The following is a 25,290-nucleotide window of genomic DNA, read 5'->3' as shown; positions in this document are numbered from 1 at the left end:
CCATGCGAAGGGTCAAGCGCCGAGAATGTTTTCGATCAGTGCAGTTGTCTCGTCATGTTGCGCTGCAAGACGTTTCGCACCCGCTTGCGCAAGCGCAGAACGCCGGTTTGCATCCACGCTGAAGCCGATGAAATGCACGCCATTGCGCAATCCCGCTTCCACATCGTTGAGATTGTCACCGATGAAAATGATGCGCTCACGCGGCAGTTTCACTTCAGCAATCGCCCGCGCCAGAATCTCAGCCTTCGCCCCGCCGCCATCAGCCCCATGCGCGAGGCTTGAAACCATCGGCCATAGCCCAGCCTGCGTCAGCCGCAGCTCCGCCGCCTTGCGGAAATTCGCGGTGGCGATGCCGAGCCGTGCCTTGCCGCGCAATTGCTTCAACAGTTGATCCGCACCCGCGATCACTTCCGATTTCAAATCCAAAGCAAGCTGGCCTTCCAGCAGCGCCAGATATTCGCGCGTGATCATCGCAGCTTCAATCGGTGGCAGGCCATAGCGCGCCACGATTTCCTTCACGATCTCTTCGTCATTGCGTATCTTGTAGGAATTCCAGTCGCGCGAAAGAACATCCGCATCAATGCGCCTGGCAAAGGGCTGGAAGAACAGCTCCTCCTCGGCGCTTGTCAGCTCCAGCAGTACGCCATCGACGTCAAAGATGATGGCCCAGTCACACACTCAGGCGAACATCCGCGGCGTCATTTCTATGATTGTCGGCCCATCTGCCTTGAGTGCCGCCTTGATGGCAATCGCAAGCGCCGCAAGATTTTCCGGCCGCTCGGCCCACGCGCCATAGGCCTTGGCCAGCGCCATGAAATCCGGGTTCTTCAGCGTCACTGCGTTTGGCTGAATGCCCGCACCCACCATGTTGTCGCGGATCTGCCCCAGCGCATCATTGTTCCACAGCAGAATTGGCAGCGACTGCTTGTGCTCCACCGCAGTGCCCAATTCATTGAGCGTATATTGCAAACCATAATCACCAGCCAAAGCCACCACCGGCTTGTGCGGCACGCCGAATTTGGCGCCAATCGCCGTGGGCAACGCAAAGCCCAACGTTCCAAAACCGGACGGATGAATCCATGAGCGCGGCTGTGAAACCGGAAACACCTCATTTCCGGCATAGGCGATCTGCGTCATGTCAGACACCACGACCGTGTTTTCCGGCAGTGCCTCGCGGATCACGTCCAGCAACTTGGTCATCATCTGCCGCAGTTCCGAATTCTCGGTGGCAGGCGGTTTCGCGGCTACATTCTTCTGCTGCGTCACGCCCGCTGAAATTCGCGCCAGCGTGGAAGTGGCATCGGCCAGAATGGCAATCTCCGCACTATGCGGCCGCCCGAGCGAGGCGGGGTCAATATCGATGCGGATGAGGTTTTTCTCGATGGCGAAATCCAGCACCCAGAAATCCGTTTCCGAAAGTTCTGTGCCCACGGCAAGGATGCAATCGCTTTGCGTCAGCAAATCGCGGCTGGCTTCAAGCTGCAGCATCGCGCCCCAGACCAGTGGGTGTGATGCCGGCACCACGCCCTTGCCCGCCACTGTGGTGATGATTGGAGCATTCAACAATTCTGCAATCTTCAAAGCTGATGCACCGGCCGCCTGCGCGCCACCACCCAGCACGATGCAGGGCTTCTTTGCACCATTCAGCTTCTTGATTGCAGCCTGAACCTGCGTTTCCAAAGCCTGCGGATAAGACGGCAGGCCCGCCGCAAACCAGCCCTTGCTGCCCGCCGGCTGGCTCAGCACATCCAGCGGAATTTCCACATAGGCAGGCCGCGGCCGCGCCGAGGCAAAGCGCGCAAAGCTCTCGCCAAAGGCGTCCTGAACATCCTGTGCGGTGTAAGCGCGGCGGGCAAAATGCGTGACCGATTTGGCGCTGTCCAACTGGCTGATCATTTCATGCAACCGCCCGCGCCCCTGCGCAGCGGAGACCACATCAAGTGCGGTCGAAACCACCAGCACATTGGAAGAGTCGCTCCATGCTTGCCCCATCGGCGTGAGAATGTTGGTCACGCCCGGGCCGGAAATGGTGAAGCACACGCCGGGCTTGCCTGTGGCACGCGCATAGCCATCCGCCATGAAGCCCGCACCTTGCTCGTGGCGCGGCAGGATGTGGTTGATCTTCGAGCGCGGCAGGGCGCGGTACATCTCAATATTATGTACGCCCGGAATGCCGAAGATCGTATCCACACCATAAGCTTCAAGCAGGCCCACCAAGGCCTCGCCGATCGAAAGTTCTGCGCGTGTGGTCATTTTGAAAACCTGTCTGGTAAAATGGTCGAGAGTTTGAATTCGGAAGCCGCAATATCATCAGGCAAAGCCGCGCGAGAAGCCAGCGCCGCCGCCAGCCGCGACAGAGCAGGCGACGACTGAATGCCATAGCCGCCCTGGCCGACGAGCCAGAAGAAGCCCGGCGCCTTCACGTCAAATCCCGCCACGGGCACTTTGTCCTTGGAGAAGGTGCGAAGCCCGCCCCAACTATGTTCCACCCGTGTCACCTCAATCGTGGTTGCATCCATGAAATTGGCAATGCCAGTGGCAATCGCCTCATCATCGGCATAGGCATCATGCGGCTCCACCGGTGTCTGGTCGGCGGAGGACACCAGCATCTTGCCGCTTTGCGGCTTGGCATACCAGGTCTCGCCCAGATCACACACAAACGGCCAGCGCATGAAATCTTCATAGCCCTGGATCGGCACCACAGCGATCGAGCGGCGCTTCGGCGTAATGCCGATGGGCGCAACGCCCGCCAGCTTGGCCACTTCATCACCCCACGCGCCCGCTGCGTTGATGACGACTGGCGCAGAAAAATTACCTGCCGAGGTAGCAGCCGTCCACTTGCCGTCACTGTAAGAAAGCTCTCGCACCCCCGCATTCAGCATCACCTGCCCGCCGCGCTGCTTGAACAGTTTCAGATAGCCGCGGTGCAGAAGATCAACATCCAGATCGCCGGTCACTGCGTCATAGAAGCCGCGCTTGGCATAAGACGGCTTCATCACCGGATGCAGCTTCACAATCTCGATGCTGTTTAGCTCGGTGATGCCCTTGGCGGTTTTCAAATAGGTTTCGGTGGCAGCCTGCTGCCCCGGCCCCTCGACAAACAGCGAGCCGCGCCGGTGATACAGCGCGCCATCCGCAAATTCCTTCGGCGGATTGAAAAAGAACGCGCCCGCAAGCCGCGTGAGAATCTGGATGGGCTCCGGCCCGTAATTCGGCTCATAGCTCGAAGCCGAACGCCCGGTCGTGTGATAGCCCGCCCGCTCTTCCATTTCGAGCACGGCCACCGAAGCCTTCTCGCTCAAATGTGCCGCAACGGATGCCCCCGCAATGCCGGCACCGATGACGATAAAATCAAACTCATTCATGGTGCCAAGAAAGCCATGCGCGTGGCCGCTTGTCCATGCTCTGTTTCAGGTTATTGTGGAGCCAGAAACTCACCATCGGAGCGCAAACCAACATGACCGATTTCAACCAACCCACTTCGGGCCTCGTCACGCCGCGCTTTGGCGGCATTGCCACCTGGGGCCGCCTGCCGCATGTGCCGCTGGAAGAAGCAAAGAATGTGGATATCGGAATTGTCGGCATTCCGTGGGATGGCGGCACGACCAACCGCCCCGGCCCGCGCCATGGGCCCCGCCAGATCCGCGACCAGTCATCGATGGTGCGACGCATGCACCAAGTCACCAAAGTGGTGCCCTATGATCTGGCTCATGTCGCGGATTTGGGCGATTGCCCAGTGAACCCCGCCAATGTGGAAGATGCGCTGAAGCGCGTGGAAACATATTTCAAGAAGCTGGTCGCCAAGGGCATCCGCCCGCTGTCAGCTGGTGGTGATCATTTGTCCTCGCTTCCCGTGTTGCGCGCCGTGGGTGAAAAGAAGCCGGTGGCGATGATCCATTTCGATGCCCACACCGATTTGTATGACAGCTATTTCGGCGGCTTCAAATATACCCACGGCACGCCCTTCAAGCGCGCCATCGAGGAAAACCTGATTGACCCAAAGAGAGTGATCCAGATCGGCCTGCGCGGCTCGATGTATGACAATTCAGATTTCGATTATGCCGAAGAAGTCGGCGTGCGCATCGTGCGCATCGAAGAGGCAATGGAAAAGGGCCCCAAGGCGGTGATGGCTGAAGCCCGCAAGATCGTGGGCGACTCGGAAGTCTATGTGTCCTTCGATATCGACATGCTGGATCCGGTTTATGCGCCCGGCACCGGCACGCCGGAAATCGGCGGCTTCACCACCTTCCAGGCCCAGCAAATGCTGCGCGAACTGCGCGGATTGAATATTGTCGGCGCAGATGTGGTGGAGGTGTCCCCGCCCTTCGATCCCTCAGGCATGACGGCCTATGCGGGTGCGGTGATGATGTTTGAAATCCTGTGCAGCATGGCGGAAGCGGTGGCCAAGCGCCGCTGATGGAAACTCTACAAAATTTGCTCCAGCGCTTTGCCGCAAGGCATCAGGCGCTGAAGCTCTTTGTTCTTGGCGCACTGGCGGCCATCGCTTTGCCACCGACTGATCTGTGGCCGGTTCTGTTCATCACCGTGCCGCTGGCATTGGTGATCTTCACCCGCGAGAGCCAAAGCTTATACCGCCGCATCGCCTGGCTCGGCTGGCTTTATGGCCTTGGCTATTTCATCGCGGCTTTGCACTGGATTGCCTATGCCTTCTTCGTCAATCCGGAACGTGATCTCTGGATGATGCCGATTGCGCTGGGCAGCCTTGCGGCCTTCATGGCCGTGTTTTGGATGCTGGCCATCCTCGCCGCCAGCTTTGCCGCCAAGCGGTCCTATCCGCTCTGGCTGGTTGTGCCCGCCACCTTGGCCATGGCCGAATGGCTGCGTGGGCATTTGTTCACCGGCTTTCCGTGGTCTGCCTTGGGCCAGATGAGTGACGGCATGTTCGGCGTGGAGCAACTGGCGTCCATCATCGGCATGACTGGGCTTTCCCTGATGGTCCCGCTCTGGGCCAGTGCGATCTATGGCGCGGTTTTCGAAACCGCGCGCCGCCGCTGGCTGGCTGTCGCACTTTTGATCACGTTTCCCCTCTCATTGGTTTGGGGCCAACTGCGTCTTGCATCGCACCCCACTGCCTATGTGCCGGATGTGATGGTCCGTCTCGTCCAGCCCAATATCAACCAGAATGAAAAATGGCTCGAACGCCATGCCCGCAAGATTTACGATACGCTGCTGGCGCTGAATGCGCGGCCGTCATCCACCGGCAAACCCATCACCCATATTATCTGGCCGGAATCCTCAGTGCCTTTCCTGCTGGATGAAAGTGCCGCAGGCCGCGCCGAACTGGCGAAAGCGATGCCGCCCGGCGCCACGCTGATGGCCGGTGCCGTCCGCCGCTCCGCCGCCAACGACCAGGCGCAATATTTCACCTCAATCCTCGTCCTGAATGATCAAGCGCAGGTGCTGAACCATTACGACAAATGGCATCTGGTGCCGGGCGGCGAATTCCTGCCATTGGCCTGGGCGCTGGAACCTTTGGGCCTGCGCAAGGTGGTCAGCCTGCCGGAAAGCTTCACTCCTGGGCCGGGACCGACCAATCTAGAAATACCGGGCGCTGGCCTTGCCGGCATGTCAATTTGCTATGAAGCGATCTTCCCGGACGCGGTGGCTGGACCCTCAATTCGTCCAAACTGGCTGATCAATGTCACCAATGATGGCTGGTTTGGCAAATCCACTGGCCCCTACCAGCATCTGGCCCAACTGCGCCTGCGGTCGATCGAGCAGGGCCTGCCCGCCGCCCGCGCGGCAAATACGGGCATTTCTTCGATAATCGACCCACTTGGGCGTGTAACGTTTCAATCTCTGATTGGTGTTTCTGATGCCTATGATTTGGCCTTGCCACAACCTGTGAGTCAGACAACTTATGGCCGCTTGGGCGACTGCTTGTTTTTTGTGCTTCTATTGGTTGTAATTGGGCTTGGACATTTCTTCAAAAAAAGCTAAGAAGCCCTCTGATTGAGGGTGGTTACGATAAATCACGATTCGCAATCAACAAGCACAAGCTGTGTTGTAAGCTTTGGGGCAAGACAACCAAGCGTAGATGAACCAGGCTGGGGGCAGTCTGAAGGATACAATGTCAGGTAGGGATCCAAACTACATCGACGCTCACGTCGGCGCGCGCATTCGCATGCGCCGTCAGCTGATCAACATGAGTCAGGAGCGGCTTGGGGAATTGTTGGGGATAACGTTCCAGCAGGTCCAAAAATATGAAAAAGGTTCGAACCGTATCAGCGCCAGCCGGCTGTTCTACGCCGCCAAGACGCTTGGCGTGCCGATCCATTTCTTCTTTGACGGCCTGCCCGGCACCGAAGCCGGCGAAGGCATGAGGGAAGAGGCCAATGCCCAGGATCTCAGCAAGACGCTGATGACCCCTGAAGGCATGCAAATGGTCAAAGCCTTCAAGGAATCGGAATCGCCTGCCCAGCGCAAGTTGATTGCTGGCCTTGCGCGTTTGATCTCTGAAGCTGAAATTTGAGATAAGGGCTGGCTTGTCCAGCCGCGCCGAAAATCCCGTCAGCTTGTGCTGGCGGGATTTTTTATGTGACAGTCACTTTGACTGTTGAGTTATTTTAAAACGAAAGCCGTTGGATTGCGCGCTCTCCGCCCTTGCATCCCGCGAATTTGGCTGTATGAGAACGCCAACCGTATAAAGCTTTCTTTATATCGATTCCGGCAGCCCGTTTTGAGGGAAATTTAAATGGCGCGCAGCTCCTACCAGTTCACCAGTGAATCCGTGTCCGAAGGCCACCCCGACAAGGTGTGTGACCGCATCTCCGACGAAGTCGTCGATCTGTTTTTCCGCGAGGCAATTGCCGAGAAGATGGATCCGTGGCGCGTGCGTGTGGCTTGCGAAACGCTGGCCACCACCAACCGCATCGTGATTGCCGGCGAAGTGCGTGGCCCCCAGTCGGTCACCCACAAGATGATCGAAGACGTGGCCCGCAAGGCCATCAAGGATATTGGTTACGAACAGGCCGGTTTCCACTGGAACACCGCCAAGGTCGAAATTCTGCTCCACAACCAGTCGGCTGATATTGCCCAGGGTGTGGATGATGGCGCCAACAAGGAAGAGGGCGCTGGCGACCAGGGCATCATGTTCGGTTACGCCTGCGATGAAACCCCAGACCTGATGCCGGCACCGCTTTATTATTCGCAGCGTATCCTGCAGCTGCTGGCCGAAGCCCGCCATGCTGGTGAAAAGCGCTTGGGGCCGGACTCCAAGAGCCAGGTCACGGTGCAATATGAAAAGGGCAAACCGGTTGCGGCCACCCAGATCGTCGTGTCGCATCAGCATCTCGATGAGAACATGACCTCGGCTGACGTGAAGAAGCTGATCGAGCCTTACGTGAAGAAGGCTCTGCCCAAGGGTTGGATCAAGAAAGACACCGTCTGGCACGTCAACCCGACGGGCAAGTTCTATATCGGCGGCCCCGATGGCGATGCTGGCCTCACCGGCCGCAAGATCATTGTGGATACTTACGGCGGTGCAGCCCCGCATGGCGGCGGCGCTTTCTCCGGCAAGGACCCCACCAAGGTCGATCGCTCGGCTGCCTATGCCGCGCGCTATCTCGCCAAGAATGTGGTTGCTGCCAAGCTGGCCAAGCGCTGCACCATCCAGCTGTCTTACGCGATTGGCGTGGCTCAGCCGCTTTCGGTCTATGTTGATACGCATGGCACCGGCAAGGTGGGCGATGCCAAGATCGAAAAGGCCATCCGCAAAGTGATGGACCTGTCGCCCCGCGGCATCCGCACGCATCTTGATCTCAACAAGCCGATCTATGCCCGTACCACGTCCTACGGCCATTTCGGCCGCAAGCCCGACAAGGACGGCGGCTTCTCCTGGGAGAAGACGGACCTGGTGGCGAAGCTGAAAAAGGCTGTGAAGTAACCGAAGACTCTTCATCGGCGTCCCGGACTTGATCCGGGATCAACCCGCCGACCCAGTCTAAATTTCCACATGCGGAACGAAAAGATGGATAGGCGGGTCAAGCCCGCCTATGGAGAGATTTTTGGATTCTCGCGTGACAAACCCCGGCCCCAAATACCTCTTCTACGGCCGCCGCAAGGGCAAGCCCTTGCGCGCCCAGCATCAGGCTTTGATGCAGAACCTGCTGCCGCAAGTCAGCGTCGATCTCGAAAATCCACTCACTGGTTCAGGCCCGCGCCGCGTCCTCGAAATCGGCTTTGGCGGCGGTGAGCATCTGGCCCATCAGGCCGCGCTTAATCCGGAACTCAGCTATATCGGTGCCGAACCCTTCCTCAACGGCGTGGCCAAGCTGCTCGCGGAAATCGAAGCCCGTGCGGTCACCAATCTCAAAGTCCATTACGGCGATGCGCGCCCCTTGCTGGAGCAGCTTCCGCCAGAAAGCTTCGAGCGCATCTATCTTCTCTATCCCGACCCATGGCCCAAGGAACGCCAGAAAAAGCGCCGCTTCGTGAACCAGGCCAACCTCGCGCATTTCGCCCGCATCCTGAAGCCGAAGGGCGAATTCCTGTTTGCTTCCGACATTGAAGACTATGTGGGTTGGACGCGTGAGCATGTGACGGAATCGAAACTGTTCACCGAAACCGGCGACGACCGCCAGCCTTACAAGGACTGGATTCAAACCCGCTACGAAGCCAAGGCCCGCCGCGAGGGCCGGTCCTCGCATTACTTGACCTTTGTTGTGAATACGCCTCAGGCTTGATCGATGTTGGGTCTTGATACGATCAGCACCATCACCTGGGCCGGGCTTTTCGCAGCGGCCTTCACCGCCGGGCTGGCGCGCGGCTTTTCAGGCTTTGGCGCGGCGCTGATCTTCGTGCCGCTGGCCAGCGTGTTCATTGATCCCAAGGCCGCCCCGCCACTCCTCGTCTTGATTGATATCGTATTCTCCGCTCATCTCATTCCGCGCGCGACACGCATTGCCAATCGGCGTGATGTGATGTGGATGTTTTCCGGCGCGTTGATCGGCATTCCATTGGGCGCCACCATCCTCGCCAATATGCCACTGCTGCCCCTGCGTTGGCTGATCTCCTTTATGGTCACCGCCATGCTCGTGCTGCTGATGTCGGGCTGGCGTTACCATGGCAAGCCCTCGGCCTTCGTCACCAGCCTGGTCGGGGCCGTCTCTGGCATTTTCAGCGGCATTGCGCAGATTGGCGGGCCGCCAGTCATCGCTTATTGGTTCGGCACCGGCACGGCACCAGAGGTGCTGCGTGCCAATGTCATTGCATTCTTCGCGCTGGGCTCCGTCACATCGATTGTCGTCTATGCCTGGCACGGCTTGTTCAATTGGCATCTGGCAGCCATCGCCCTCGTCACGGGCCCTGTCTATGGCATTGGCACTTTTCTTGGCACGCGGCTTTTCGGCAAGGCCTCGCCACAATTCTTCCGTAACATCTGCTTTGTGATCATCGCCTGCGCCATCCTGGTCAGTCTGCCCGTCTGGTGATCAGCTGTTCATAACTCGCCGGTGTTGTGGACGATTGAAATGACTGTCATATAACTGTCATAATCGGTTTTTGTGTTGGCCATAAATTCCATTCGATATGCATAGGAATCACTGACTTTGCGCGTTACTTCTCAACTTTCTCATCTGTCTGGCCGCGCTTAAGTTTCATGGCGAAAAACCTCCCCGAAAAGCAAGTTGCTGCTTTGCCCTATCGGCGCGAAGGCAAGGTGCTTGAGGTTTTGCTGATCACCTCTCGCGAGACCAGGCGCTGGGTCATTCCCAAAGGCTGGCCGATGAAGGGCAAAAAAGATTGGAACGCTGCCGCCATTGAAGCTTTCGAGGAAGCCGGTATCAAAGGTGAAGTGGGCCGCAAATCCATCGGCATCTATCATTATGTAAAGCGCCGCAGTTCCGGCGATCTGGATTGCGAAGTGGTTGTCTATCCCTTCGAAGTCGAAAAAGTTCTCGATGAATGGCCCGAAAAGAACGAGCGCCGCCGCAAATGGTTTGCCGCCGCCCGTGCGGCCGAACTGGTGGATGAAGAAGGCCTGCAAGCCATCATCGGCGCCGCACTCGCTTGATCCTGCTGACATGCTTTGACAGGCAGCACCCGTAAGGGCACCCTGATCATCATGACCTCGCACACCAAAGGCCTCATCACTGTCGCCGTCTCGGCTCTGTTGTTTTCAACACCGGGCCTGTTCACCCGCAGCGTCTCCGTCTCGGGCTGGGATGTAATTTTCTGGCGCGGCGTATTCGGGGTAATTTTCACTGTCGCCTTCATGGCGCGGCGCGGCAAGTTGCAGGGCCAGATTTTCAATCTGGGTTGGCCGGGCTGGATCAATGCCTTTTTCTGGGCGTCAGGCACCATCGCCTATATCCAGGCCTATAAACTCACCTCCATTGCCAATGTCTCGCTGATCTATGGCGTGGCCCCGATGCTCACCGCCTTGGTGGCCTGGTTGTGGTTCCGCGAATGGCCGCGCACCATCGTGATGGCGGCCAGCGTGTTGGCGCTGGCAGGCGTGGCCATCATTGGCGCAGGCTCTTTTGGAACGGTTCATATTGCGGGCGATCTGTTGGCCTTCTGGATGACTTGCACAGTTGCCATCGGCCTTTCTACCTTCCGCAGATATCCTGATATTCCCGCAGCAGGCGTGACGGTGATGTCATCACTGCTGGTGCTGCCGCCCTGCCTGATCTGGGGCGATCCCTTCAACACGCCGCTGCCGGAAATCGGCATTCTCGCCGTCTTCGGTCTGGTCTTCGCGCTGGCCGCCATCCTGCTTAACGAAGGTTCGAAATTGCTGCCGGTCAGCGAAGCGGCTTTGATGAGCAATCTCGAAGTGCCGGTGCAGCCGCTTCTGGCCTGGCTGGCTTTCGCTGAATGGCCTTCCCGGGCGGCCTTTATCGGTGGCGCATTGATCCTGATCGCCATCATCGCTTCGTCCTGGCCGCAAAGGCAGAAGGTGGCGCCGGCTTAGACAGCCCTTGCATTAATGTACTTGAATGAGTACTTTGCGGCCATGCGCACGACATCATTTTCAGAACTCCGGAAAAACCTGGCCTCTTCGCTGGATGCGGTTCACGCCGACCATCAGCCCTTGGTCATTACCCGTGACAGCGGCAAGCCTTCTGCTGTTTTGATGTCGCTGGAGGATTTCGAATCCTATGAGGCAACGCTGTATCTGCTGCGCTCACCGGCAAATGCCGCCCGCCTGACCAAGAGCATTGCCCAGCTCGAAAAAACGGGTGGAAAGCAGCGAAAGCTCAAGGAGTGAAGCTTCATTTCTCCGAAACCGCTTGGGAAGACTATCTCCACTGGCAGGCCACGGATGAAAAGACGCTGCTGCGTCTCAATGCGCTGATCAAGGAATGCACCCGGTCACCCTTTCAGGGCATTGGCAAGCCCGAGCCGCTGCGCGGCAATCTCAAGGGCTGGTGGTCAAGACGGATCGACCAAGAACACAGGCTGGTTTACCGGGTGGAAAGTGGCACACTGCAAATCGCCCAGTGCCGGTATCACTACTAGCGTTGCAATTCGGCCTCCGTGCGTTTCATATAAGCCGATGACAACTGACACTGCTGATCAGACTCCTTCCACACCTGCCTTCACCGCCGCTGCCTTCCGCCGCGGGCTGATCGCAGGCTTCCCGTTCCTGCTGGCTTACGGTGTTCCCGCTGTCCTTCTGGGCATCGCCTACAAAGGTGTTGAATTCGGCCTGTTTGCATCGGTGCTGTTCAGCCTGCTGGTCTATTCGTCAACCGCGCAGGCGGTCACGCTGGGCCTGTGGACGCTGCCACCGCCCATCGCAGCATTGATATTGGCCTGCGTGGCCACCAATGCGCGCTATCTGGTGATGGGTGCCAATCTGCAGCAGTCCTTCGGCCGCTTCAGCAAATGGCTGATGCTGCCCCTCCTGTTTTTCATGTCGGATGCATCCTGGATGCTGACCACGGCTGACGTCAAAACCAACCGCCCCGATGCGGGCTATTTTTTCGGCCTCAGCCTGCCGGGCTGGATCGGATGGTCCGCCGGCACGGGCATCGGCTATCTCCTGCCACTCACCCCAACGCCGACGATTATTGCGGCCACCGCTGTTCTCCCGTTGGCTTTCATCGCAGTCCTCTTGCCGGCCCAATGGCGGGGCAAAAGGTCGGTGCTGCCCTGGGCGTTGTCGGCAGCAGCAGGCCTCGCTGCAGCACCTTTTCTGGGTGCGGGCTGGGCGATGATCGCGGGCGGCAGCGTGGGCACGCTTTACAGCATGGTGCGTGGCGATCATGACTGATTGGCACATTATCGCCGCCGTCTGCTGTGTCGGCCTCGTCGCCTATGCCTTGCGCACCGGAGGTTATCTCACTGCGGGCCTGTTGCCCGCCGACAGCCAGGCACAACGCTTCCTGCGCCTCGCCCCCGCCAATCTTTTCGTGGCCTTCGTCGCCGCCAGTTGTTTCGCCGGTGGCATCACCAATGTCGTCGGCGCACTGGTTGCACTGGTCACCATGCTGGTCACCAAACGCCAATGGGCCGGCTTGATCATGGGATTCGTTGCGGCAGCTCTGGTCGCCATTCTGCGCGGATGACTGAAATAAGGACTTGCAGGGTAACAACAAATACTGGTATCTGTAACAAATAAAGTTACAAAGAAATGGAACCCGCAATGAACAAGACAAAATGGATCTATTGGATCGCCACCGGCCTGCTGTGCCTCGGCTATCTGGCCGGCGCAGTGATGTACACATTCGCCCATGACATGGTGGCCGACATGTTCCCGAAACTGGGCTATCCGGTTTACCTCACTTATTTGCTGCCCATCGTAAAGGTGCTCGGCCCCGTCGCCATCCTCTCGCGCTATTCAGTGGCGCTGAGTGACCTGGCCTATGCCGGCATGTTCTTTCATCTGCCGCTGGCCTTCTCCGCTCACGTCACATCCGGCCAGCCCGGCTGGCAGCCGGCGGTGATCATGTTTGTGCTGCTGCTGGTTTCGTTCTTCACCCAGAATGCAGCGCGCAAGCCGCAATCGCCCTATGCCGGCACCCGATTTGGAGCCGCTTCCTAAGCCCCTTGTGTTTTGGTGAATGGGGCGCTATATGCGCCTCAAGAATTCACTCACATCGAAGAAATGATGGAGTGGGTCCCGCGAGGGGCCCGCTTTTTTTGTACGTAAAAATGGAAGAACAGAGACTTTCACGAGAACAAGGCCCCGCCGCGCGCGTGGCCGCTTTGGCAGAACCGGTACTGGCCGACATGGGCTTCAGGCTGGTGCGCATCAAGACGTTCGGCTCCACCGTGCAGATCATGGCGGAACGCCCGGATGGTACTTTTACCATTGATGACTGCGAAAATTTCAGCCGCGCTTTCTCGCCGATGCTGGACGTCGCAGATATTATCTCGGCCAAATATCATCTCGAAATTTCATCGCCGGGCATTGACCGCCCGCTGGTGCGCCCGTCTGATTTTGAAAGCTGGGCCGGCCATGTGGTAAAGATTGAAATGGCTGTGGCCCAAGCTGGCCGCAAGCGCTTCCGTGGTGATCTTGAAGGCTACCACGAAGGCGAAGTGCGCTTGTTCATCGACAATCCGGAAGGTGGCGAAAAGCTGCTGGTCGGCGTGCCCTTCGCTGATATTGCCGAAGCCAATCTCGTTCTCACCGATCATCTGATCGAAGACGCCAAATCGCGCCTGCCTGCCAAAGCCTATGGCGACGGCGCTGAAATCGACGAAGACCAAATCAATCCTGAAGGCTCTGAAGAGGAATAATCATGGCCAACACAGCTGTTTCCGCCAACCGTCTTGAACTGCTGCAGATCGCAGATGCAGTGGCCCGCGAAAAGTCGATCGACAAATCGATCGTGCTGGAAGCGATGGAAGAGGCCATCACCAAGGCCGCCAAGGCCCGCTATGGCCAGGAAAATGAAATCCGCGCCGAAATCGATGCGCGCACCGGTGAAACCCGCCTGAACCGCCTATTGCTGGTGGTCGAAGCGGTGGAAGATGACGCCAAGCAGATCACTTTGGTGGAAGCCTCGAAGAAGAACCCGGCCGCCCAGGTTGGCGACTATATCGCCGAAGCTTTGCCGCCGATCGAATTTGGCCGCATCGCCGCCCAGAGCGCCAAGCAGACCATCGTGCAGAAAGTGCGCGATGCCGAGCGTGAGCGCATGTATGCCGAATTCAAGGACCGCATCGGCGACATTATCTCCGGCATCATCAAGCGTGTCGAATATGGCAATGTCATCGTCGATCTCGGCCGTGGCGAAGGCATCATCCGCCGTGACGAAACCCTGCCGCGCGAAACCCCGCGCCAGGGCGACCGTATCCGCGCCTATGTCTATGACGTGCGCCGCGAACAGCGCGGCCCCCAGATTTTCCTGAGCCGCACTCATCCGCAATTCATGGCCAAGCTGTTCGGCCAGGAAGTGCCGGAAATCTATGACGGCGTGGTGGATGTTGTGTCTGTTGCCCGCGATCCGTCTTCGCGCGCCAAGATCGCCGTGCGTTCCAAGGATGGCTCGATTGATCCCGTGGGCGCATGTGTCGGTATGCGCGGTTCGCGCGTGCAGGCCGTGGTGAACGAGCTGCAGGGCGAAAAGATCGACATCATCCAGTGGTCGCCGGATGTGGCCACCTTTGTGGTCAACGCTTTGGCCCCGGCTGAAGTCTCCAAGGTCGTGCTCGATGAAGAAGCCGAGCGAATTGAAGTCGTGGTGCCGGATGAGCAGCTCTCGCTCGCCATCGGCCGTCGCGGCCAGAATGTGCGCCTGGCCTCGCAGCTCACCGGCTGGGATATCGACATCCTGACCGAGGCCGAGGAAAGTGAACGCCGCCAGAAGGAATTCGCCGCCCGTACCGACCGCTTCGTTGCGGCCCTCGACGTGGACGAAACGCTGGCCCAGCTCTTGGCATCAGAAGGCTTTGACAAGGTTGAGGAAATTGCTTTGGTAGACCCGCGCGAAATCTCCTCCATCGAAGGTCTGGACGAAGCCACGGCGGAAGAACTGCAGAACCGCGCCCGCGAATTCCTGCAGCGCGAAGCCACCGAACTGGAAGACAAGCGCAAGGCCCTCGGCGTTGCCGATGATCTGGCGCAGTTTGAAGGCCTCACCCCCGCCATGCTGGTCGCCCTTGGCGAAAAAGGCGTCAAGACGCTGGAAGATTTCGCTGATTGCGCCACCGACGAACTGATCGGCTGGAACGAACGCAAGAACGGCGAAACCACCAAGCATCCGGGTGCCTTGACCGGCTTTGAGGTTTCTTCGTCGGAAGCGCAGGACATGATCCTCCGGGCCCGCGTGGCCTTGGGCTGGATCGAAGCTCCGGCCGCGGAAGAAGCACCGGTCGAAGAGGCAAACCCCTGATTTGGAGGATGACACCAACTTGCCAGAGCGGACCTGCATCGTCACTCGCGTTCAAAAGCCTGATACCGAGCTGATCCGCTTTGTCCTCTCTCCGGAGGGGCAGGTGGTGCCTGATCTGAAACGCAAATTGCCAGGCCGTGGCTGCTGGGTGTCAAAATCCCGTGAGACGTTGGGGGAGGCGCTCAAGCGCAATTCCTTCGCCCGCGCGCTGGACAAGGAAGCCAAGGCCGACCCGGGGCTGCCTGATCTGGTAGGCGTGCTGATCCGTAAGGATGTGGTGCAGGCACTGTCACTCTGCCGCAAAGCTGGTCTGGCAACGTCCGGTAACAGCAAGGTTGAAGATGCGCTGGGGAAGGGCCATGTAAAGGTTCTGATCCATGTAGCAGGTTCCTCCCCCGACGGTGCGGCAAAGCTGAACCGCCATGCGGGCCCGGACTGTGTTATATTGGATTTCTTCGTCCCCCAGGAATTGGACTTGGCATTTGGCCGCGAAAATGTGGTACATGCCGCCGTAAATGAGGGCGGCCAGGCCCGGAATTTGCTGGATTTAGCGGGCGGTCTGGCGCAGTACGAGAATTTGAAAATCAAAGGTTTGAATTAATACCGCATGAGCGACACGAATAACCCGAATGATACCTCAGGTGCCCGCCCCGGTGGCCATACCCTGAGCTTGAAGCGCCCTGCGGTCGATCAATCGCGGGTGAAGCAGAATTTTGCCCACGGCCGCACGAAGACCGTTGTTGTTGAAACCAAGCGCAAGCGCTTCGGTGATGACCGCCCCGCTGCGACCACCACCAACCCGGTGGCTGAAGAAAAACCGAAATTGACACCCTCGCCCCGCGTGGTCGAACAGACGCCGGGCTCGCGTCCGCCAGAGTCACGGCCCACGCCGCCGCGCCCCGGCGTGGTGCTGCGCACCCTGAGCCCTGAAGAACGTGAAGCGCGTGAACGCGCGCTTGCCGGTTCGCGCGTGCGCGAAGCTGAAGACCGCAAGCGCCAGGAAGAAGAAGCCGTTCGTCGCAAGATCCAGGACGAGCATGACAAGGTTGAACGTGACGCCGCTGCCAAGCGCAAGGCCGAAGACGATGACCGTCACCGTGTCGAAGAAGAGGGCCGCAAGAAGGCCGATGAAGCTGCCAAGCGCCTTGCACCAAAGTCGGCACCCTCGGCGCGTGACCAGCAGGACGAAGATGAATCCAAGCCACGTGCCAAGACCAGCGTGCGCCCCGGTGGTTTCTCCACCGTCAAGCGCGTCATCCCGGCTCCCGCACCCACCCGTACCAAGGCTGACGCTGACAAGCGCCGTGGCCGCCTGACGGTTGAGAATGCTTTGAACGAGGACGAGAATGCACGTGGCCATTCGGTCGCCGCCTTCCGCCGCCGTACCGAACGTTTGAAGAAGCAGGCCCAGGGCTTCCAGATGCCGACGGAAAAATCGTCGCGCGAAATCATCATTCCTGAAACCATCACCATTCAGGAACTGTCGAACCGCATGGCCGAACGCGCCGTGGACATCATCAAGCTGCTGATGAAGCAGGGCCAGATGCATCAGATCAATGACGTGATCGATGCCGATACCGCCCAGATCATCGCCGAAGAAATGGGTCACAAGGTCAAGCGCGTCTCCGAAACAGACGTCGTGGACAGCCTCGATGGTAGTGAGGATGCCGAAGACACACTCGTGTCGCGTCCGCCCGTCGTCACCATCATGGGCCACGTTGACCACGGCAAGACCTCGCTGCTCGACGCCATCCGCAAGACCAATGTTGTTTCCGGTGAGGCCGGCGGCATCACCCAGCATATCGGTGCCTATCAGGTCAAAACCACCAGCGGTCTTGTCACCTTCATCGACACGCCGGGCCATGAAGCCTTCACCTCGATGCGTGCCCGCGGCGCCAAAGCCACTGACATTGCCATTCTGGTCGTCGCTGCCGATGACGGCGTGATGCCGCAGACGGTAGAATCGATCAATCACGCGAAAGCGGCTGGTGTTCCGATCATCGTCGCCATCAACAAGATCGACAAGCCGGGCGGCAACCCGACGCGCGTGCGCACCGATTTGCTGCAGCATGACATTGTGGTGGAAAGCATGGGCGGTGACACGCTTGATGTGGAAGTCTCCGCTTTGAAGGGCACCAATCTCGACAAGCTGCTCGAAACCATCCTGCTGCAAGCCGAAGTTCTCAACCTGCGCGCCAATCCGAACCGCGAAGCCTCAGGCCTCGTGGTGGAAGCCCAGCTCGACAAGGGCCGTGGCCCTGTGGCGACTGTGCTCGTGCAACGCGGAACGCTGAAGCTGGGTGACATTTTCGTGGCCGGTGGCGCCTGGGGTCGCGTACGCGCGCTTCAAGACGACAAGGGCCAGATGGTCAAGGACGCTCCGCCGTCATTCCCGGTGGAAGTGTTGGGTCTCAACTCCGCACCAGAAGCGGGTGACCGTTTTGACGTGGTGCCGAATGAAGCCCGTGCCCGCGAGATCACTGATTTCCGCGAACGCCAGAAGCGCGAAAAGCGCGGCTCGTCTTCCGTGCGCTCGTCGCTCGAGCAGATGATGACGCAGATCAGCGCATCGGGCCGCAAGGAATTCCCGATCCTGGTCAAGGCCGACGTGCAGGGTTCTGCCGAAGCCATCGTCCAGGCGCTGGAAAAGATCGGCAACGAAGAGATCAAGGCCCGCGTGGTGCATTATGCCGTGGGTGGTATCGCCGAAAGCGATATCTCGCTCGCCGCAGCCTCGGGTGCTGTTGTGCTCGGCTTCAACGTCCGCGCCAATGCGCAGGCGCGTGATGCCGCCCAGCAGCAGGGCATCGAAGTGCGTTACTACAACATCATCTATGACCTGGTGGACGACATCAAGGCAGCAATGGCCGGCAAATTGGCGCCGGAACTGCGCGAAACCTTCATCGGCAACGCCAAGATCCTGGAAGTGTTCAACATCACCAAGGTCGGCAAGGTGGCAGGTTGCATGGTCACCGAAGGCTCGGTGCAGCGTGGCAACAAGGTGCGTTTGATCCGCGACAACGTGGTCATCCACGAAGGCACGCTGTCCACGCTCAAGCGCTTCAAGGACGAAGTCCGCGAAGTGCCGTCAGGCCAGGAATGCGGCATGGCTTTCGAGAAATACGAAGACATGCGCGCCGGCGACGTCATCGAATGCTTCCGCGTCGAGAAGGTTGCGAGAACGCTGGCGTAATTCAGCAACTCGTCAAATTCAAAGGGCAGCCCCAGCGGCTGCCTTTTTTGTCTCTTCACCGCATCCCGGAGTCCACCATGGAAACCACCATCACCAAATTCATCACGTCCATGAATGCTTTCGACGTTGAGGTGGCGCTCACACTCTTCTCCGCCAAGGCTGTGATCGACGAGAGGTCAGTGGGTAAAAAGTTCAAGGGCAAGTCCGGCCTCCGCGAATATTTCGAAGAATATTTCGTCGGCTACCACACCGTCACCCAACTGGACGCAATCGAGATCATCGACACGACCCACGCCAACGCTCATGTGGATTTCACCGGAGATTTCGGCCACGAAAAGGGAATGCTGAATTTCGCCTTCAACAAAGATGGCCTGATCACAGGCGTTGAGGCAGACCTGCTGTAAATTAAAAGCCGAAGCGCAAGCTTACTGCGACGAAGAATTCGGCTTGTTGCGGTGCCGGTAGCCTTCAGACCAGGTCACCAGCGCTTGAAACCGTGCGGCTTTCAAAACGTCTTCTTCTGACAGATGCGGAAGCGCCAGATGCAGCGCTTCATGCAAAATGGTTTCAAATTTTTCGCGGCCTTTCAGCCGGCTGTCGATTTCGATGTGGCTGTCCAGCCGGCGATCCATGGGAATATGCGCCATGCCAGTGGCTTGGTGACGCCCCAACTTACGGAAAGTTACTCTTGGCATTTTACGCAAATCAACGAAGAACATACCGTGAATGTAGCAGCATTTCTGTGCCGAAACAAAGACAGTAATAAAAATTTTAAAAAATACTTATAAAACAATGAGATATATATGATATCCCGCCTCAGGCTGCAATTTTGCCCAATTGCTGGAAGGCTGATCTCAGCACAGCAAAACACGTAGGATCGACCGCCGTTCCCACATCTTTTTCCATGATGTCGAAGGCCGTCTCCAGCGGCAGCGCAGCGCGGTAAGGCCGTTCTGCGGTCAATGCGTCGAAAATATCGGCAGTGGTGACAATGCGCGTGTCCAGATCGATCTCATCGCCCTTCAATCCGCGCGGATAACCCGTGCCATCAAGCCTTTCATGGTGCGAACCAGCGATCCGGGCCAGTTCCTGGAACACGCTCAAGCGTGAGAGAATGGTTTCTCCCAGTGTTGGATGGTTCTTCACCGAAGCCCATTCAGCCTCGTCCAGCTGCCCAGCCTTGTCGAGCACCTGGTTGGACACACCAAGCTTGCCAATATCATGCAGCAAGGCCGCGCGCTTCAAGCGGCGCCGGTGCGCATCATCAAGCTTCAACTTTTCCGCGATCATGTCGGTGAACAGGGCTACGCGTTCGCTGTGGCCATTGGTATAGGGAGACTTGGCGTCGATCACCTTGGCGAAAGCCGCGGCAATGTCGTCAAGATAATCATCATCGACGGCCATGCGCTCTTCTGGCGGCAACAGGTTCACCACCTCGCGGTTCAAATCCGCCGAGTCAAGAATGGACCAGAAGTAAGGGATTTTCGCCGCGCGTTCGCACGCTTCGACAAGGCGCGGTTCAAACCATGTGCCGGAACGCGCACGCAACTCGGCCATCGCACTTGCCGTGCCGCCACTGGTGTAAAACACATCGCAGATTTGCGCCACGAGGGCGATGCGCGCCAGCGGAGAAATCTCTTCGCGTTCAAGTTTGGCGGGCTGGCCTTCCCCGTTCCAGTGCTCGTCGAGATCCATCACACCCTTGGCCACCGCTTCGGGGAAGCGCATCTGGCGCACAATGTCTGCGCCCGCCTGGCAGCGTGTGTGGAACAGCTCCTTGGCAATGGTGCCGCCATTCATCGCGATATTGACCAGTGCGCGGAAACGCTCGGCCAGCTTGGCCTGCACGCCGGTGCGCGACAGCACGAAGCGCAGGATCTGCGGCAGGCTGTCATTCACCTTTTGAAAATCATGTTTCAGCGCGATGTCGTCAGCGAGATACAGATTGCAAATGCGGGCCGCATTGCTGCTGCAGCCCACATCTTTCAAAAGCAGCGTATAATAGAGATTGGTCAAATCCTTCGGCCGCATGCCGATTTCACGGCCAATGTGAAAGCCAATCCAGCAGGCGCGCACACAATGCCCGGTGGCATGGCCTTCGCTGATGTCCAGCGCATAGCTGAGCGCACTGACCATTTCCGACAGGCCCACGCCGGCGGGCAACTGTTGTTCATTCGTAACCTTGGTCATCGGGTTCCCACTATAAACCACAAGGCGTAACCGACCCTGTTTAAGAATCCGTGGTGGGAAATGGTGAAGAAAGGTGGAATTTTCTCAGCAATCTCGGGTTTCAGATCCCCAGCGCCCCGGCCACCCTTTGCTGGAAATAATGCACGCCCTCTTCATGCCGTGACGAGAGCGGCCCGGTGGTGAACATCCCCGTCTCGTAGTTCTTGTGGGTGCCGGCGCACACATCGCAATCTTCCTGCACCACCGCCAGGTTCCCGGCGATCGTCTTGTCGCGCGCCGCCTTGGTGGCGGGTGTCAGATCATCGAAATAGAAATTGTAGAGCTGCTCGGTGCGCCCCACTGACAGCGGATTGATGCGCGATGTATTCATCCCGCCTTCAAACAGGCTCAGCGTCCAGTTCGGCCACATCCACAGCCACTTGCCGCGATAAAACAAGTCCTCGCGCGGCGGGCAGGTCATCCGCACAAAGCCTTTATGCGCCGTCGTTGCAAACTGCTTGAAATCAATCGCCGCAAAGAAGCCCGGGTGAATACCGGGGATGTGATAGCCCTCAACGAAATTGTCGGTATAGACTTTCCAATTGGCGTCAAACTCCACCTTGTCCTGCCTGTCGAGCATGTAGGTCTCGATCGGCTCATCAGCCAATTCTTCCGGCAGCGCACCCAGCTGTTCGATCAGGCTCATCTCCGGATCAAGCGCCGCAAACAGCAGCCCGCGCCATACATCCACATGGATGGCCTCCAGCGGCCAGTCTTCCAGCACGATGGGCGGCTTGTCGCCAAACCAAGGTGCGCTCAACAAGTCGCCCTTGTCGTTGTAAAGCCACTGGTGATAGGGGCAGCGCACCCCGTTGCATTTGCCATTGCCATCTTCCAGCAGCTGCGCGCCGCGATGCCGGCACATATTCTTGAAGGCGCGCAACACGCCATCCTTGCCGCGCAAAACGAAAATCTTGTAGCCCGCAATATCCGCTGCCAGATAGGCATTGGGCTCAGCCACTTGCGAGGCCGCCCCCAGATGCTGCCAGCTGCGCGCAAAGATCGAGCTGCGCTCCTTCAACAACGTGTCCGGTGAAACATAATAGCGGGCATCAAGATTGAGCATGTTGGCTTCCTGGCAAAGGCTGGGCGCCCACGCTAGTTCAATCGTTAAACCTGTCAATCGACGCCGGGTTGAAGTGCGGCTCCATTTTCACTATGTCACAATCTATGGCAGGTTCCGCACCATCCCAAAGAATGCTTCGCGCCGGCGAATTGATCCGCCATGCGCTGGCGCAAGTCATCCAGCGTGGCGATGTGGGCGATCCGGAGATTGACCGGCTCGCCCCGACGATTACCGAAGTGCAGCTCTCGCCCGATCTGAAAATTGCCACATGTTTCATGCGCAGTTTGATTGTAGGCAAGGAAAAACAGGCGCTCGACGTGCTGAACAAGCACCGCAAATTCATCCGCGGACTTTTGGCGCCCAAGCTTGAAATGCGCTTCACCCCGGAAATCCGTTTCCGCATCGACACCTCGCTCGATTACGCCAACAAGATCGACGACATCCTGCACAAACCCGAAGTGCAGCGGGATCTCGACAAGAAGGATTGAGCATGCGCCGCCTGTTGTTCTCAATGATCTTGATGGCAACACTCTCAGGCGCAGCGCAGGCAGAACAAGTCACTCTCGACAAGCTGGAAGCCTTCCTGATTTCGAGCCGAGACGGAAAGCTGTCGGACGACCTGATCACCACCAAGCCCGCATTGTGGAATACCGTTATCGCCAGTGACGGTGCGCGCGCCGATGACGTGCTGCTGGTGGCACATTTCAAAACAATCGCGCAGGCGAAAAAGCCGGACAGACCGTCGATCAAAGTCACCGACAAGGATGGCAAGCAGGTCTACGCACTGAAGAACTTCTATCTCACCTTCGTTGGCGAAGCAGATTCAAGCAAAGCCTTCTTGCTACGCGACGTAACCTGCCAACATCTAAAAATCGTCATCACCTCCGGCAAGCACAAATGGAACAATGAGATTCCATTTGAATGCGGCGAGTGATTGAGTTCGCCCTTCTTCCACAGGGGAAGAAGGGCGTCTGGGATCAGGCCAGAACTTCCGCCAGCTCAATCAGGTTTCCGAACGGATCGCAGAAGAAAGCAAGCTTGCGGCTGATCACCGGCAGGATGAAGGGCTCGGTCACAATCTTCACACCACGCGCGCGCAGCTTGGCCACGGTCTCGTCAACGCTTGTGACGTTCAGGCAGAAATGGTGCAGCCCGCGATATTTCAGGCTGTCGCCCAGATCTGTATAGGGCCGCGCTTCCACCGGAGCAGGCTCGCCGCCGCCGAGAATTTCGATATAGAAATGATCGTCAGTGGCGGGCGCCAGATAGGCCAACTGCTCATCTGCATAAGGCCATTCTGCCACCACGCGGAAATCCAACTTCTCGACATACCAGGCCTTGGCGGAAGGATAATCCGGCGTGCGGATGGCCACATGGTGGCCGCGCATATCGGCAAAATCGGATGTGGTGTTTTTGGCGGGCGGAATGAAATCGGCCATGATATTTCTCCTTGAATTGCGCAGTGATGATCAGTGCGTGAGGAGACTTATTGCGCATTGTGATTGTTCTGATTAGATTGCTTGTCATCGTTTAAATGATGAGTCTTGTTCAGTAATGCGGGTGACCGATCTTTCCGAACTTGCGGCCTTCGATGCCGTGGCGCGCCACAAGAATTTCCGCCGTGGGGCTGAGGAGCGCGGTGTTACGGCTTCTGCCATCAGCCACGCGGTGAGCAATCTGGAGGCGCGCATCGGCTTGCGCCTGCTCAATCGCACCACGCGCAGCGTCTCGCTGACGGATGCGGGCAGCGTGCTGGTGGCGCGGCTTTCGCCGGCCTTGCTGGACATGGGTTCAGCACTGGATGGGCTTAATCAGTTTCGCGATACGCCATTCGGCAAAGTGCGCATCAATGTTCCAAGTTCGATTGCGCCCTTCGTGATCGGTCCGGTGCTTGGGCCGCTTATCAAGGCCAACCCTAATCTCACCCTCGAAGTCATAGCCACCGACCGGCTGGTTGATATCGCGGAGGATGGTTTTGACGCCGGCATTAGACTGGGCGAAAGCCTGCGCGATGGCATGACGGCAGTGAAAATCAAACCCCGCCTGCGTTTCGTATTGGTGGGTTCAAAAGACTATTTCAAAAAGCACGGCAAGCCGCGCATGCCGGCAGATCTCAAAAACCATATCTGTATGCAGAATCTTTATCCCAGCGGCGTGCGCTATAGCTGGGTGTTCGAGAAGGATGGCAAGGCGGTAGAGTTCCAACCCAGCGGGCCATTTGCCTCCGATGATCATGAATTGCTGGTGCAGGTGGCCCGCGCCGGAATGGGCCTCGCCTTCGTGTGGGAAAGCCGTGCGGTCCGCGATCTGAAGGATGGCACTTTGGTCAGCTGTCTCGAGTCCTGGTGCCCGCCAGAGGATTGGCTCTATCTCTATTATCCCACCCGCAAATATCTCTCCGCCGGCCTGCGTGCGGTGATTGCAGCGATGCGGGCATGACCTAAGTCATCGCACCTGTTTTCAATCCCTGTACCCAGTCGGCACGTCCGGCTTCCGCCGCCTTCGCAACGGCCGCGTTGAAATCATAATCCACGCAACGCTGCTGCACATTGAACCCACCTGAATCCCGCACCGTCACGAGGGCATACTTCGCATGCGGTGTGCCGGACTCGGAAAAATACACATGCTCCGCCACGTTTCGCGCATCATGCGCGGGCAAGCCCACGCTACCCACATTCAACACGAAGCGCCCGTCCGCCACTTGGATGAATTGCGGAATATGGCTGTGCCCACACAGCACCAGCGGCGTGGTGATCTTGCCGAGCTTTTGCAGAATGATTTCGCGTGGCGCCGTCACCAGATATTGGCCTTCCACCCGCTCCAGCAAATAAGTGTCATCATCATCCGGCGTGCCATGACAGGCGAAGACCCGTTTTGAAACCTGATGCGTGAGGGGCAAGTCGCGCAGCCACTGGCGTTCGTCCACAGATAGCCGGTCATAAGCAAATCGATCCGATGCGCCAAGCTTCTCCGCCGGATGCGCACCCACCGCGCGGTCGCAATTGCCTCTGATCGTCGGCCAGTTGAGGCTCTGCAAAAGCTGCAGCGTCTCCTTCGGCCACAACGGCCCGGAAACGAGGTCGCCCAGATTGATCACCAGATCAGGCTTGGCCGCGTTGATATTGGCAATCACCGCCTCAAGGGCGGGCAAGTTGCCGTGAATGTCGGAAACAATGGCGATGCGCATCGTTCAAGGCTATCATCCGGCCCAATCATGACAAGCCCCACCAAAAAACAGCGCCTGAAGATCAACGGCTGGTTCGCCCTCGACAAGCCTTACGGCATGACCTCGACGCAAGCGCAGGGTAAAGTGCGCTGGCTGTTCAATGCCGACAAGGCCAGCCATGGCGGCACGCTTGATCCCCTGGCTATCGGCTTGCTGGCGATGGACGGCAGGAAAACCTAACACGTCCGTATGTGCCGTAAGGGTTCAGTTCATAAGACGTGGTGGAACCACGTTCGCGCTCACCCGAGATTCGCTAGCCACAATC

The 25,290-nt window shown here is 58.2% G+C and carries 30 protein-coding genes; 22 read left to right on the top strand and 8 right to left on the bottom strand.

Features of this window, described 5'->3' with window-relative positions; all coding sequences use genetic code 11:
* Positions 1 to 12: 12 nt before the first annotated feature.
* From F8B91_RS10885 to F8B91_RS10875, 3 genes are read right to left on the bottom strand one after another with little or no spacing between them, the layout of a single operon-like run.
* On the bottom strand, positions 13 to 678 hold the full coding sequence (locus tag F8B91_RS10885) for an HAD family hydrolase (protein WP_196503717.1): 666 nt from the start codon (positions 676 to 678) through the stop codon (positions 13 to 15).
* Positions 679 to 2,253 carry a 5-guanidino-2-oxopentanoate decarboxylase gene (locus F8B91_RS10880; RefSeq protein WP_196503716.1) on the bottom strand — a complete coding sequence of 525 codons (1,575 nt, stop codon included), beginning with the start codon at positions 2,251 to 2,253 and terminating at the stop codon, positions 679 to 681. It abuts the gene before it with no gap.
* Positions 2,250 to 3,365: an NAD(P)/FAD-dependent oxidoreductase gene (locus tag F8B91_RS10875; protein WP_196503715.1), complete on the bottom strand. Its 1,116-nt coding sequence runs from the start codon at positions 3,363 to 3,365 to the stop codon at positions 2,250 to 2,252. Before F8B91_RS10875 ends, F8B91_RS10880 begins: the two co-directional genes overlap by 4 nt.
* A gap of 92 nt (positions 3,366 to 3,457) precedes the next feature.
* Here F8B91_RS10875 and speB point away from each other — a divergent pair, with 92 nt between their 5' ends.
* From speB to F8B91_RS10785, 18 genes are all read left to right on the top strand, one after another.
* The gene (gene speB, locus F8B91_RS10870) at positions 3,458 to 4,417 is read left to right on the top strand and encodes an agmatinase (protein ID WP_196503714.1); all 960 of its coding nucleotides are present in this window, start codon (positions 3,458 to 3,460) and stop codon (positions 4,415 to 4,417) included.
* Positions 4,417 to 5,961 carry an apolipoprotein N-acyltransferase gene (gene lnt, locus F8B91_RS10865; RefSeq protein ID WP_196503713.1) on the top strand — a complete coding sequence of 515 codons (1,545 nt, stop codon included), beginning with the start codon at positions 4,417 to 4,419 and terminating at the stop codon, positions 5,959 to 5,961. The genes speB and lnt overlap by 1 nt, the downstream gene beginning before the upstream one ends.
* Before the next feature lie 184 nt (positions 5,962 to 6,145).
* Positions 6,146 to 6,493 carry a helix-turn-helix domain-containing protein gene (locus F8B91_RS10860; protein ID WP_246715024.1) on the top strand — a complete coding sequence of 116 codons (348 nt, stop codon included), beginning with the start codon at positions 6,146 to 6,148 and terminating at the stop codon, positions 6,491 to 6,493.
* Between the two features lie 222 nt (positions 6,494 to 6,715).
* Positions 6,716 to 7,906 carry a methionine adenosyltransferase gene (metK, locus tag F8B91_RS10855; RefSeq protein ID WP_196503712.1) on the top strand — a complete coding sequence of 397 codons (1,191 nt, stop codon included), beginning with the start codon at positions 6,716 to 6,718 and terminating at the stop codon, positions 7,904 to 7,906.
* A gap of 109 nt (positions 7,907 to 8,015) precedes the next feature.
* Positions 8,016 to 8,705 carry a tRNA (guanosine(46)-N7)-methyltransferase TrmB gene (gene trmB, locus F8B91_RS10850; RefSeq protein WP_196503711.1) on the top strand — a complete coding sequence of 230 codons (690 nt, stop codon included), beginning with the start codon at positions 8,016 to 8,018 and terminating at the stop codon, positions 8,703 to 8,705.
* A 3-nt stretch (positions 8,706 to 8,708) separates the two neighbouring features.
* Positions 8,709 to 9,452, top strand: a complete 744-nt coding sequence (locus F8B91_RS10845) for a sulfite exporter TauE/SafE family protein (RefSeq protein WP_196503710.1) — start codon at positions 8,709 to 8,711, stop codon at positions 9,450 to 9,452.
* A gap of 167 nt (positions 9,453 to 9,619) precedes the next feature.
* Positions 9,620 to 10,033: an NUDIX hydrolase gene (locus F8B91_RS10840; RefSeq protein WP_196503709.1), complete on the top strand. Its 414-nt coding sequence runs from the start codon at positions 9,620 to 9,622 to the stop codon at positions 10,031 to 10,033.
* A 51-nt stretch (positions 10,034 to 10,084) separates the two neighbouring features.
* Positions 10,085 to 10,936, top strand: coding sequence for a DMT family transporter (locus F8B91_RS10835; RefSeq protein ID WP_196503708.1), 852 nt, complete (start codon positions 10,085 to 10,087; stop codon positions 10,934 to 10,936).
* A gap of 42 nt (positions 10,937 to 10,978) precedes the next feature.
* Complete coding sequence (locus F8B91_RS10830; protein WP_196503707.1) at positions 10,979 to 11,233, top strand: type II toxin-antitoxin system Phd/YefM family antitoxin; 255 nt, start codon at positions 10,979 to 10,981, stop codon at positions 11,231 to 11,233.
* A complete protein-coding gene (locus F8B91_RS10825; protein ID WP_196503706.1) occupies positions 11,230 to 11,484 on the top strand; it encodes a Txe/YoeB family addiction module toxin in 255 nt (84 codons plus the stop codon). Before F8B91_RS10830 ends, F8B91_RS10825 begins: the two co-directional genes overlap by 4 nt.
* Before the next feature lie 37 nt (positions 11,485 to 11,521).
* A complete protein-coding gene (locus F8B91_RS10820) occupies positions 11,522 to 12,241 on the top strand; it encodes an AzlC family ABC transporter permease (RefSeq protein WP_196503705.1) in 720 nt (239 codons plus the stop codon).
* A complete protein-coding gene (locus tag F8B91_RS10815; protein ID WP_196503704.1) occupies positions 12,234 to 12,536 on the top strand; it encodes an AzlD domain-containing protein in 303 nt (100 codons plus the stop codon). Before F8B91_RS10820 ends, F8B91_RS10815 begins: the two co-directional genes overlap by 8 nt.
* Positions 12,537 to 12,613: 77 nt before the next feature.
* Positions 12,614 to 13,012, top strand: coding sequence for a DoxX family protein (locus F8B91_RS10810; RefSeq protein WP_196503703.1), 399 nt, complete (start codon positions 12,614 to 12,616; stop codon positions 13,010 to 13,012).
* Between the two features lie 110 nt (positions 13,013 to 13,122).
* Complete coding sequence (gene rimP, locus F8B91_RS10805; protein ID WP_196503702.1) at positions 13,123 to 13,713, top strand: ribosome maturation factor RimP; 591 nt, start codon at positions 13,123 to 13,125, stop codon at positions 13,711 to 13,713.
* A 2-nt stretch (positions 13,714 to 13,715) separates the two neighbouring features.
* A complete protein-coding gene (gene nusA, locus F8B91_RS10800; RefSeq protein ID WP_196503701.1) occupies positions 13,716 to 15,311 on the top strand; it encodes a transcription termination factor NusA in 1,596 nt (531 codons plus the stop codon).
* A gap of 19 nt (positions 15,312 to 15,330) precedes the next feature.
* Positions 15,331 to 15,912, top strand: coding sequence for an RNA-binding protein (locus F8B91_RS10795; RefSeq protein ID WP_196503700.1), 582 nt, complete (start codon positions 15,331 to 15,333; stop codon positions 15,910 to 15,912).
* A 6-nt stretch (positions 15,913 to 15,918) separates the two neighbouring features.
* Positions 15,919 to 18,504 (top strand): translation initiation factor IF-2, encoded by a 2,586-nt coding sequence (infB, locus tag F8B91_RS10790; RefSeq protein WP_196503699.1) that lies wholly within the window; start codon positions 15,919 to 15,921, stop codon positions 18,502 to 18,504.
* 77 nt (positions 18,505 to 18,581) lie between these two features.
* Positions 18,582 to 18,908: a nuclear transport factor 2 family protein gene (locus F8B91_RS10785; RefSeq protein ID WP_196503698.1), complete on the top strand. Its 327-nt coding sequence runs from the start codon at positions 18,582 to 18,584 to the stop codon at positions 18,906 to 18,908.
* Positions 18,909 to 18,929: 21 nt separating this feature from the next.
* Here F8B91_RS10785 and F8B91_RS10780 read toward each other — a convergent pair whose 3' ends face one another.
* The 3 genes from F8B91_RS10780 to F8B91_RS10770 all read right to left on the bottom strand — a co-directional run bounded on the left by F8B91_RS10780 (position 18,930) and on the right by F8B91_RS10770 (position 21,799).
* Entirely contained in the window at positions 18,930 to 19,151 is a 222-nt protein-coding gene (locus tag F8B91_RS10780) for a hypothetical protein (RefSeq protein ID WP_196503697.1), read from the bottom strand.
* 169 nt (positions 19,152 to 19,320) lie between these two features.
* Positions 19,321 to 20,694 carry an HD-GYP domain-containing protein gene (locus tag F8B91_RS10775; protein WP_196503696.1) on the bottom strand — a complete coding sequence of 458 codons (1,374 nt, stop codon included), beginning with the start codon at positions 20,692 to 20,694 and terminating at the stop codon, positions 19,321 to 19,323.
* Between the two features lie 100 nt (positions 20,695 to 20,794).
* Complete coding sequence (locus F8B91_RS10770) at positions 20,795 to 21,799, bottom strand: aromatic ring-hydroxylating oxygenase subunit alpha (protein WP_196503695.1); 1,005 nt, start codon at positions 21,797 to 21,799, stop codon at positions 20,795 to 20,797.
* A gap of 104 nt (positions 21,800 to 21,903) precedes the next feature.
* On the opposite strand from F8B91_RS10770, the gene rbfA reads away from it, so the two are divergent.
* The gene (rbfA, locus tag F8B91_RS10765) at positions 21,904 to 22,287 is read left to right on the top strand and encodes a 30S ribosome-binding factor RbfA (protein ID WP_432432035.1); all 384 of its coding nucleotides are present in this window, start codon (positions 21,904 to 21,906) and stop codon (positions 22,285 to 22,287) included.
* A 2-nt stretch (positions 22,288 to 22,289) separates the two neighbouring features.
* On the top strand, positions 22,290 to 22,733 hold the full coding sequence (locus F8B91_RS10760) for a hypothetical protein (RefSeq protein ID WP_196503693.1): 444 nt from the start codon (positions 22,290 to 22,292) through the stop codon (positions 22,731 to 22,733).
* Positions 22,734 to 22,776: 43 nt separating this feature from the next.
* Here F8B91_RS10760 and F8B91_RS10755 read toward each other — a convergent pair whose 3' ends face one another.
* Complete coding sequence (locus F8B91_RS10755; protein ID WP_196503692.1) at positions 22,777 to 23,238, bottom strand: VOC family protein; 462 nt, start codon at positions 23,236 to 23,238, stop codon at positions 22,777 to 22,779.
* A 115-nt stretch (positions 23,239 to 23,353) separates the two neighbouring features.
* On the opposite strand from F8B91_RS10755, the gene F8B91_RS10750 reads away from it, so the two are divergent.
* The gene (locus F8B91_RS10750; protein ID WP_196503691.1) at positions 23,354 to 24,238 is read left to right on the top strand and encodes a LysR family transcriptional regulator; all 885 of its coding nucleotides are present in this window, start codon (positions 23,354 to 23,356) and stop codon (positions 24,236 to 24,238) included.
* A 1-nt stretch (position 24,239) separates the two neighbouring features.
* Here F8B91_RS10750 and F8B91_RS10745 read toward each other — a convergent pair whose 3' ends face one another.
* Positions 24,240 to 24,986, bottom strand: a complete 747-nt coding sequence (locus F8B91_RS10745; RefSeq protein ID WP_196503690.1) for a metallophosphoesterase family protein — start codon at positions 24,984 to 24,986, stop codon at positions 24,240 to 24,242.
* Positions 24,987 to 25,013: 27 nt separating this feature from the next.
* On the opposite strand from F8B91_RS10745, the gene F8B91_RS10740 reads away from it, so the two are divergent.
* On the top strand, positions 25,014 to 25,205 hold the full coding sequence (locus F8B91_RS10740; protein ID WP_196503689.1) for a hypothetical protein: 192 nt from the start codon (positions 25,014 to 25,016) through the stop codon (positions 25,203 to 25,205).
* Positions 25,206 to 25,290 lie beyond the last annotated feature (85 nt).

Origin of the sequence: Aestuariivirga litoralis (assembly GCF_015714715.1) — a bacterium.
GTDB classification, from domain to species: Bacteria; Pseudomonadota; Alphaproteobacteria; order Rhizobiales; family Aestuariivirgaceae; genus Aestuariivirga; species Aestuariivirga litoralis_A.
This window is presented reverse-complemented; position numbering and strand designations above follow the sequence as displayed.

What these genes read in the sequence shown, in the direction of transcription:
- F8B91_RS10880 (WP_196503716.1), bottom strand. Translation starts at nt 2,253, where the DNA reads ATGACCACACGCGCAGAACTTTCGATCGGCGAGGCCTTGGTGGGCCTG.
- F8B91_RS10875 (WP_196503715.1), bottom strand. Translation starts at nt 3,365, where the DNA reads ATGAATGAGTTTGATTTTATCGTCATCGGTGCCGGCATTGCGGGGGCA.
- speB (WP_196503714.1), top strand. Translation starts at nt 3,458, where the DNA reads ATGACCGATTTCAACCAACCCACTTCGGGCCTCGTCACGCCGCGCTTT.
- lnt (WP_196503713.1), top strand. Translation starts at nt 4,417, where the DNA reads ATGGAAACTCTACAAAATTTGCTCCAGCGCTTTGCCGCAAGGCATCAG.
- F8B91_RS10860 (WP_246715024.1), top strand. Translation starts at nt 6,146, where the DNA reads ATGCGCCGTCAGCTGATCAACATGAGTCAGGAGCGGCTTGGGGAATTG.
- metK (WP_196503712.1), top strand. Translation starts at nt 6,716, where the DNA reads ATGGCGCGCAGCTCCTACCAGTTCACCAGTGAATCCGTGTCCGAAGGC.
- trmB (WP_196503711.1), top strand. Translation starts at nt 8,016, where the DNA reads ATGGAGAGATTTTTGGATTCTCGCGTGACAAACCCCGGCCCCAAATAC.
- F8B91_RS10845 (WP_196503710.1), top strand. Translation starts at nt 8,709, where the DNA reads ATGTTGGGTCTTGATACGATCAGCACCATCACCTGGGCCGGGCTTTTC.
- F8B91_RS10840 (WP_196503709.1), top strand. Translation starts at nt 9,620, where the DNA reads ATGGCGAAAAACCTCCCCGAAAAGCAAGTTGCTGCTTTGCCCTATCGG.
- F8B91_RS10835 (WP_196503708.1), top strand. Translation starts at nt 10,085, where the DNA reads ATGACCTCGCACACCAAAGGCCTCATCACTGTCGCCGTCTCGGCTCTG.
- F8B91_RS10830 (WP_196503707.1), top strand. Translation starts at nt 10,979, where the DNA reads ATGCGCACGACATCATTTTCAGAACTCCGGAAAAACCTGGCCTCTTCG.
- F8B91_RS10820 (WP_196503705.1), top strand. Translation starts at nt 11,522, where the DNA reads ATGACAACTGACACTGCTGATCAGACTCCTTCCACACCTGCCTTCACC.
- F8B91_RS10815 (WP_196503704.1), top strand. Translation starts at nt 12,234, where the DNA reads ATGACTGATTGGCACATTATCGCCGCCGTCTGCTGTGTCGGCCTCGTC.
- F8B91_RS10810 (WP_196503703.1), top strand. Translation starts at nt 12,614, where the DNA reads ATGAACAAGACAAAATGGATCTATTGGATCGCCACCGGCCTGCTGTGC.
- rimP (WP_196503702.1), top strand. Translation starts at nt 13,123, where the DNA reads ATGGAAGAACAGAGACTTTCACGAGAACAAGGCCCCGCCGCGCGCGTG.
- nusA (WP_196503701.1), top strand. Translation starts at nt 13,716, where the DNA reads ATGGCCAACACAGCTGTTTCCGCCAACCGTCTTGAACTGCTGCAGATC.
- infB (WP_196503699.1), top strand. Translation starts at nt 15,919, where the DNA reads ATGAGCGACACGAATAACCCGAATGATACCTCAGGTGCCCGCCCCGGT.
- F8B91_RS10785 (WP_196503698.1), top strand. Translation starts at nt 18,582, where the DNA reads ATGGAAACCACCATCACCAAATTCATCACGTCCATGAATGCTTTCGAC.
- F8B91_RS10780 (WP_196503697.1), bottom strand. Translation starts at nt 19,151, where the DNA reads ATGGCGCATATTCCCATGGATCGCCGGCTGGACAGCCACATCGAAATC.
- F8B91_RS10775 (WP_196503696.1), bottom strand. Translation starts at nt 20,694, where the DNA reads ATGACCAAGGTTACGAATGAACAACAGTTGCCCGCCGGCGTGGGCCTG.
- F8B91_RS10770 (WP_196503695.1), bottom strand. Translation starts at nt 21,799, where the DNA reads ATGCTCAATCTTGATGCCCGCTATTATGTTTCACCGGACACGTTGTTG.
- rbfA (WP_432432035.1), top strand. Translation starts at nt 21,904, where the DNA reads ATGGCAGGTTCCGCACCATCCCAAAGAATGCTTCGCGCCGGCGAATTG.
- F8B91_RS10760 (WP_196503693.1), top strand. Translation starts at nt 22,290, where the DNA reads ATGCGCCGCCTGTTGTTCTCAATGATCTTGATGGCAACACTCTCAGGC.
- F8B91_RS10755 (WP_196503692.1), bottom strand. Translation starts at nt 23,238, where the DNA reads ATGGCCGATTTCATTCCGCCCGCCAAAAACACCACATCCGATTTTGCC.
- F8B91_RS10750 (WP_196503691.1), top strand. Translation starts at nt 23,354, where the DNA reads ATGCGGGTGACCGATCTTTCCGAACTTGCGGCCTTCGATGCCGTGGCG.
- F8B91_RS10745 (WP_196503690.1), bottom strand. Translation starts at nt 24,986, where the DNA reads ATGCGCATCGCCATTGTTTCCGACATTCACGGCAACTTGCCCGCCCTT.
- F8B91_RS10740 (WP_196503689.1), top strand. Translation starts at nt 25,014, where the DNA reads ATGACAAGCCCCACCAAAAAACAGCGCCTGAAGATCAACGGCTGGTTC.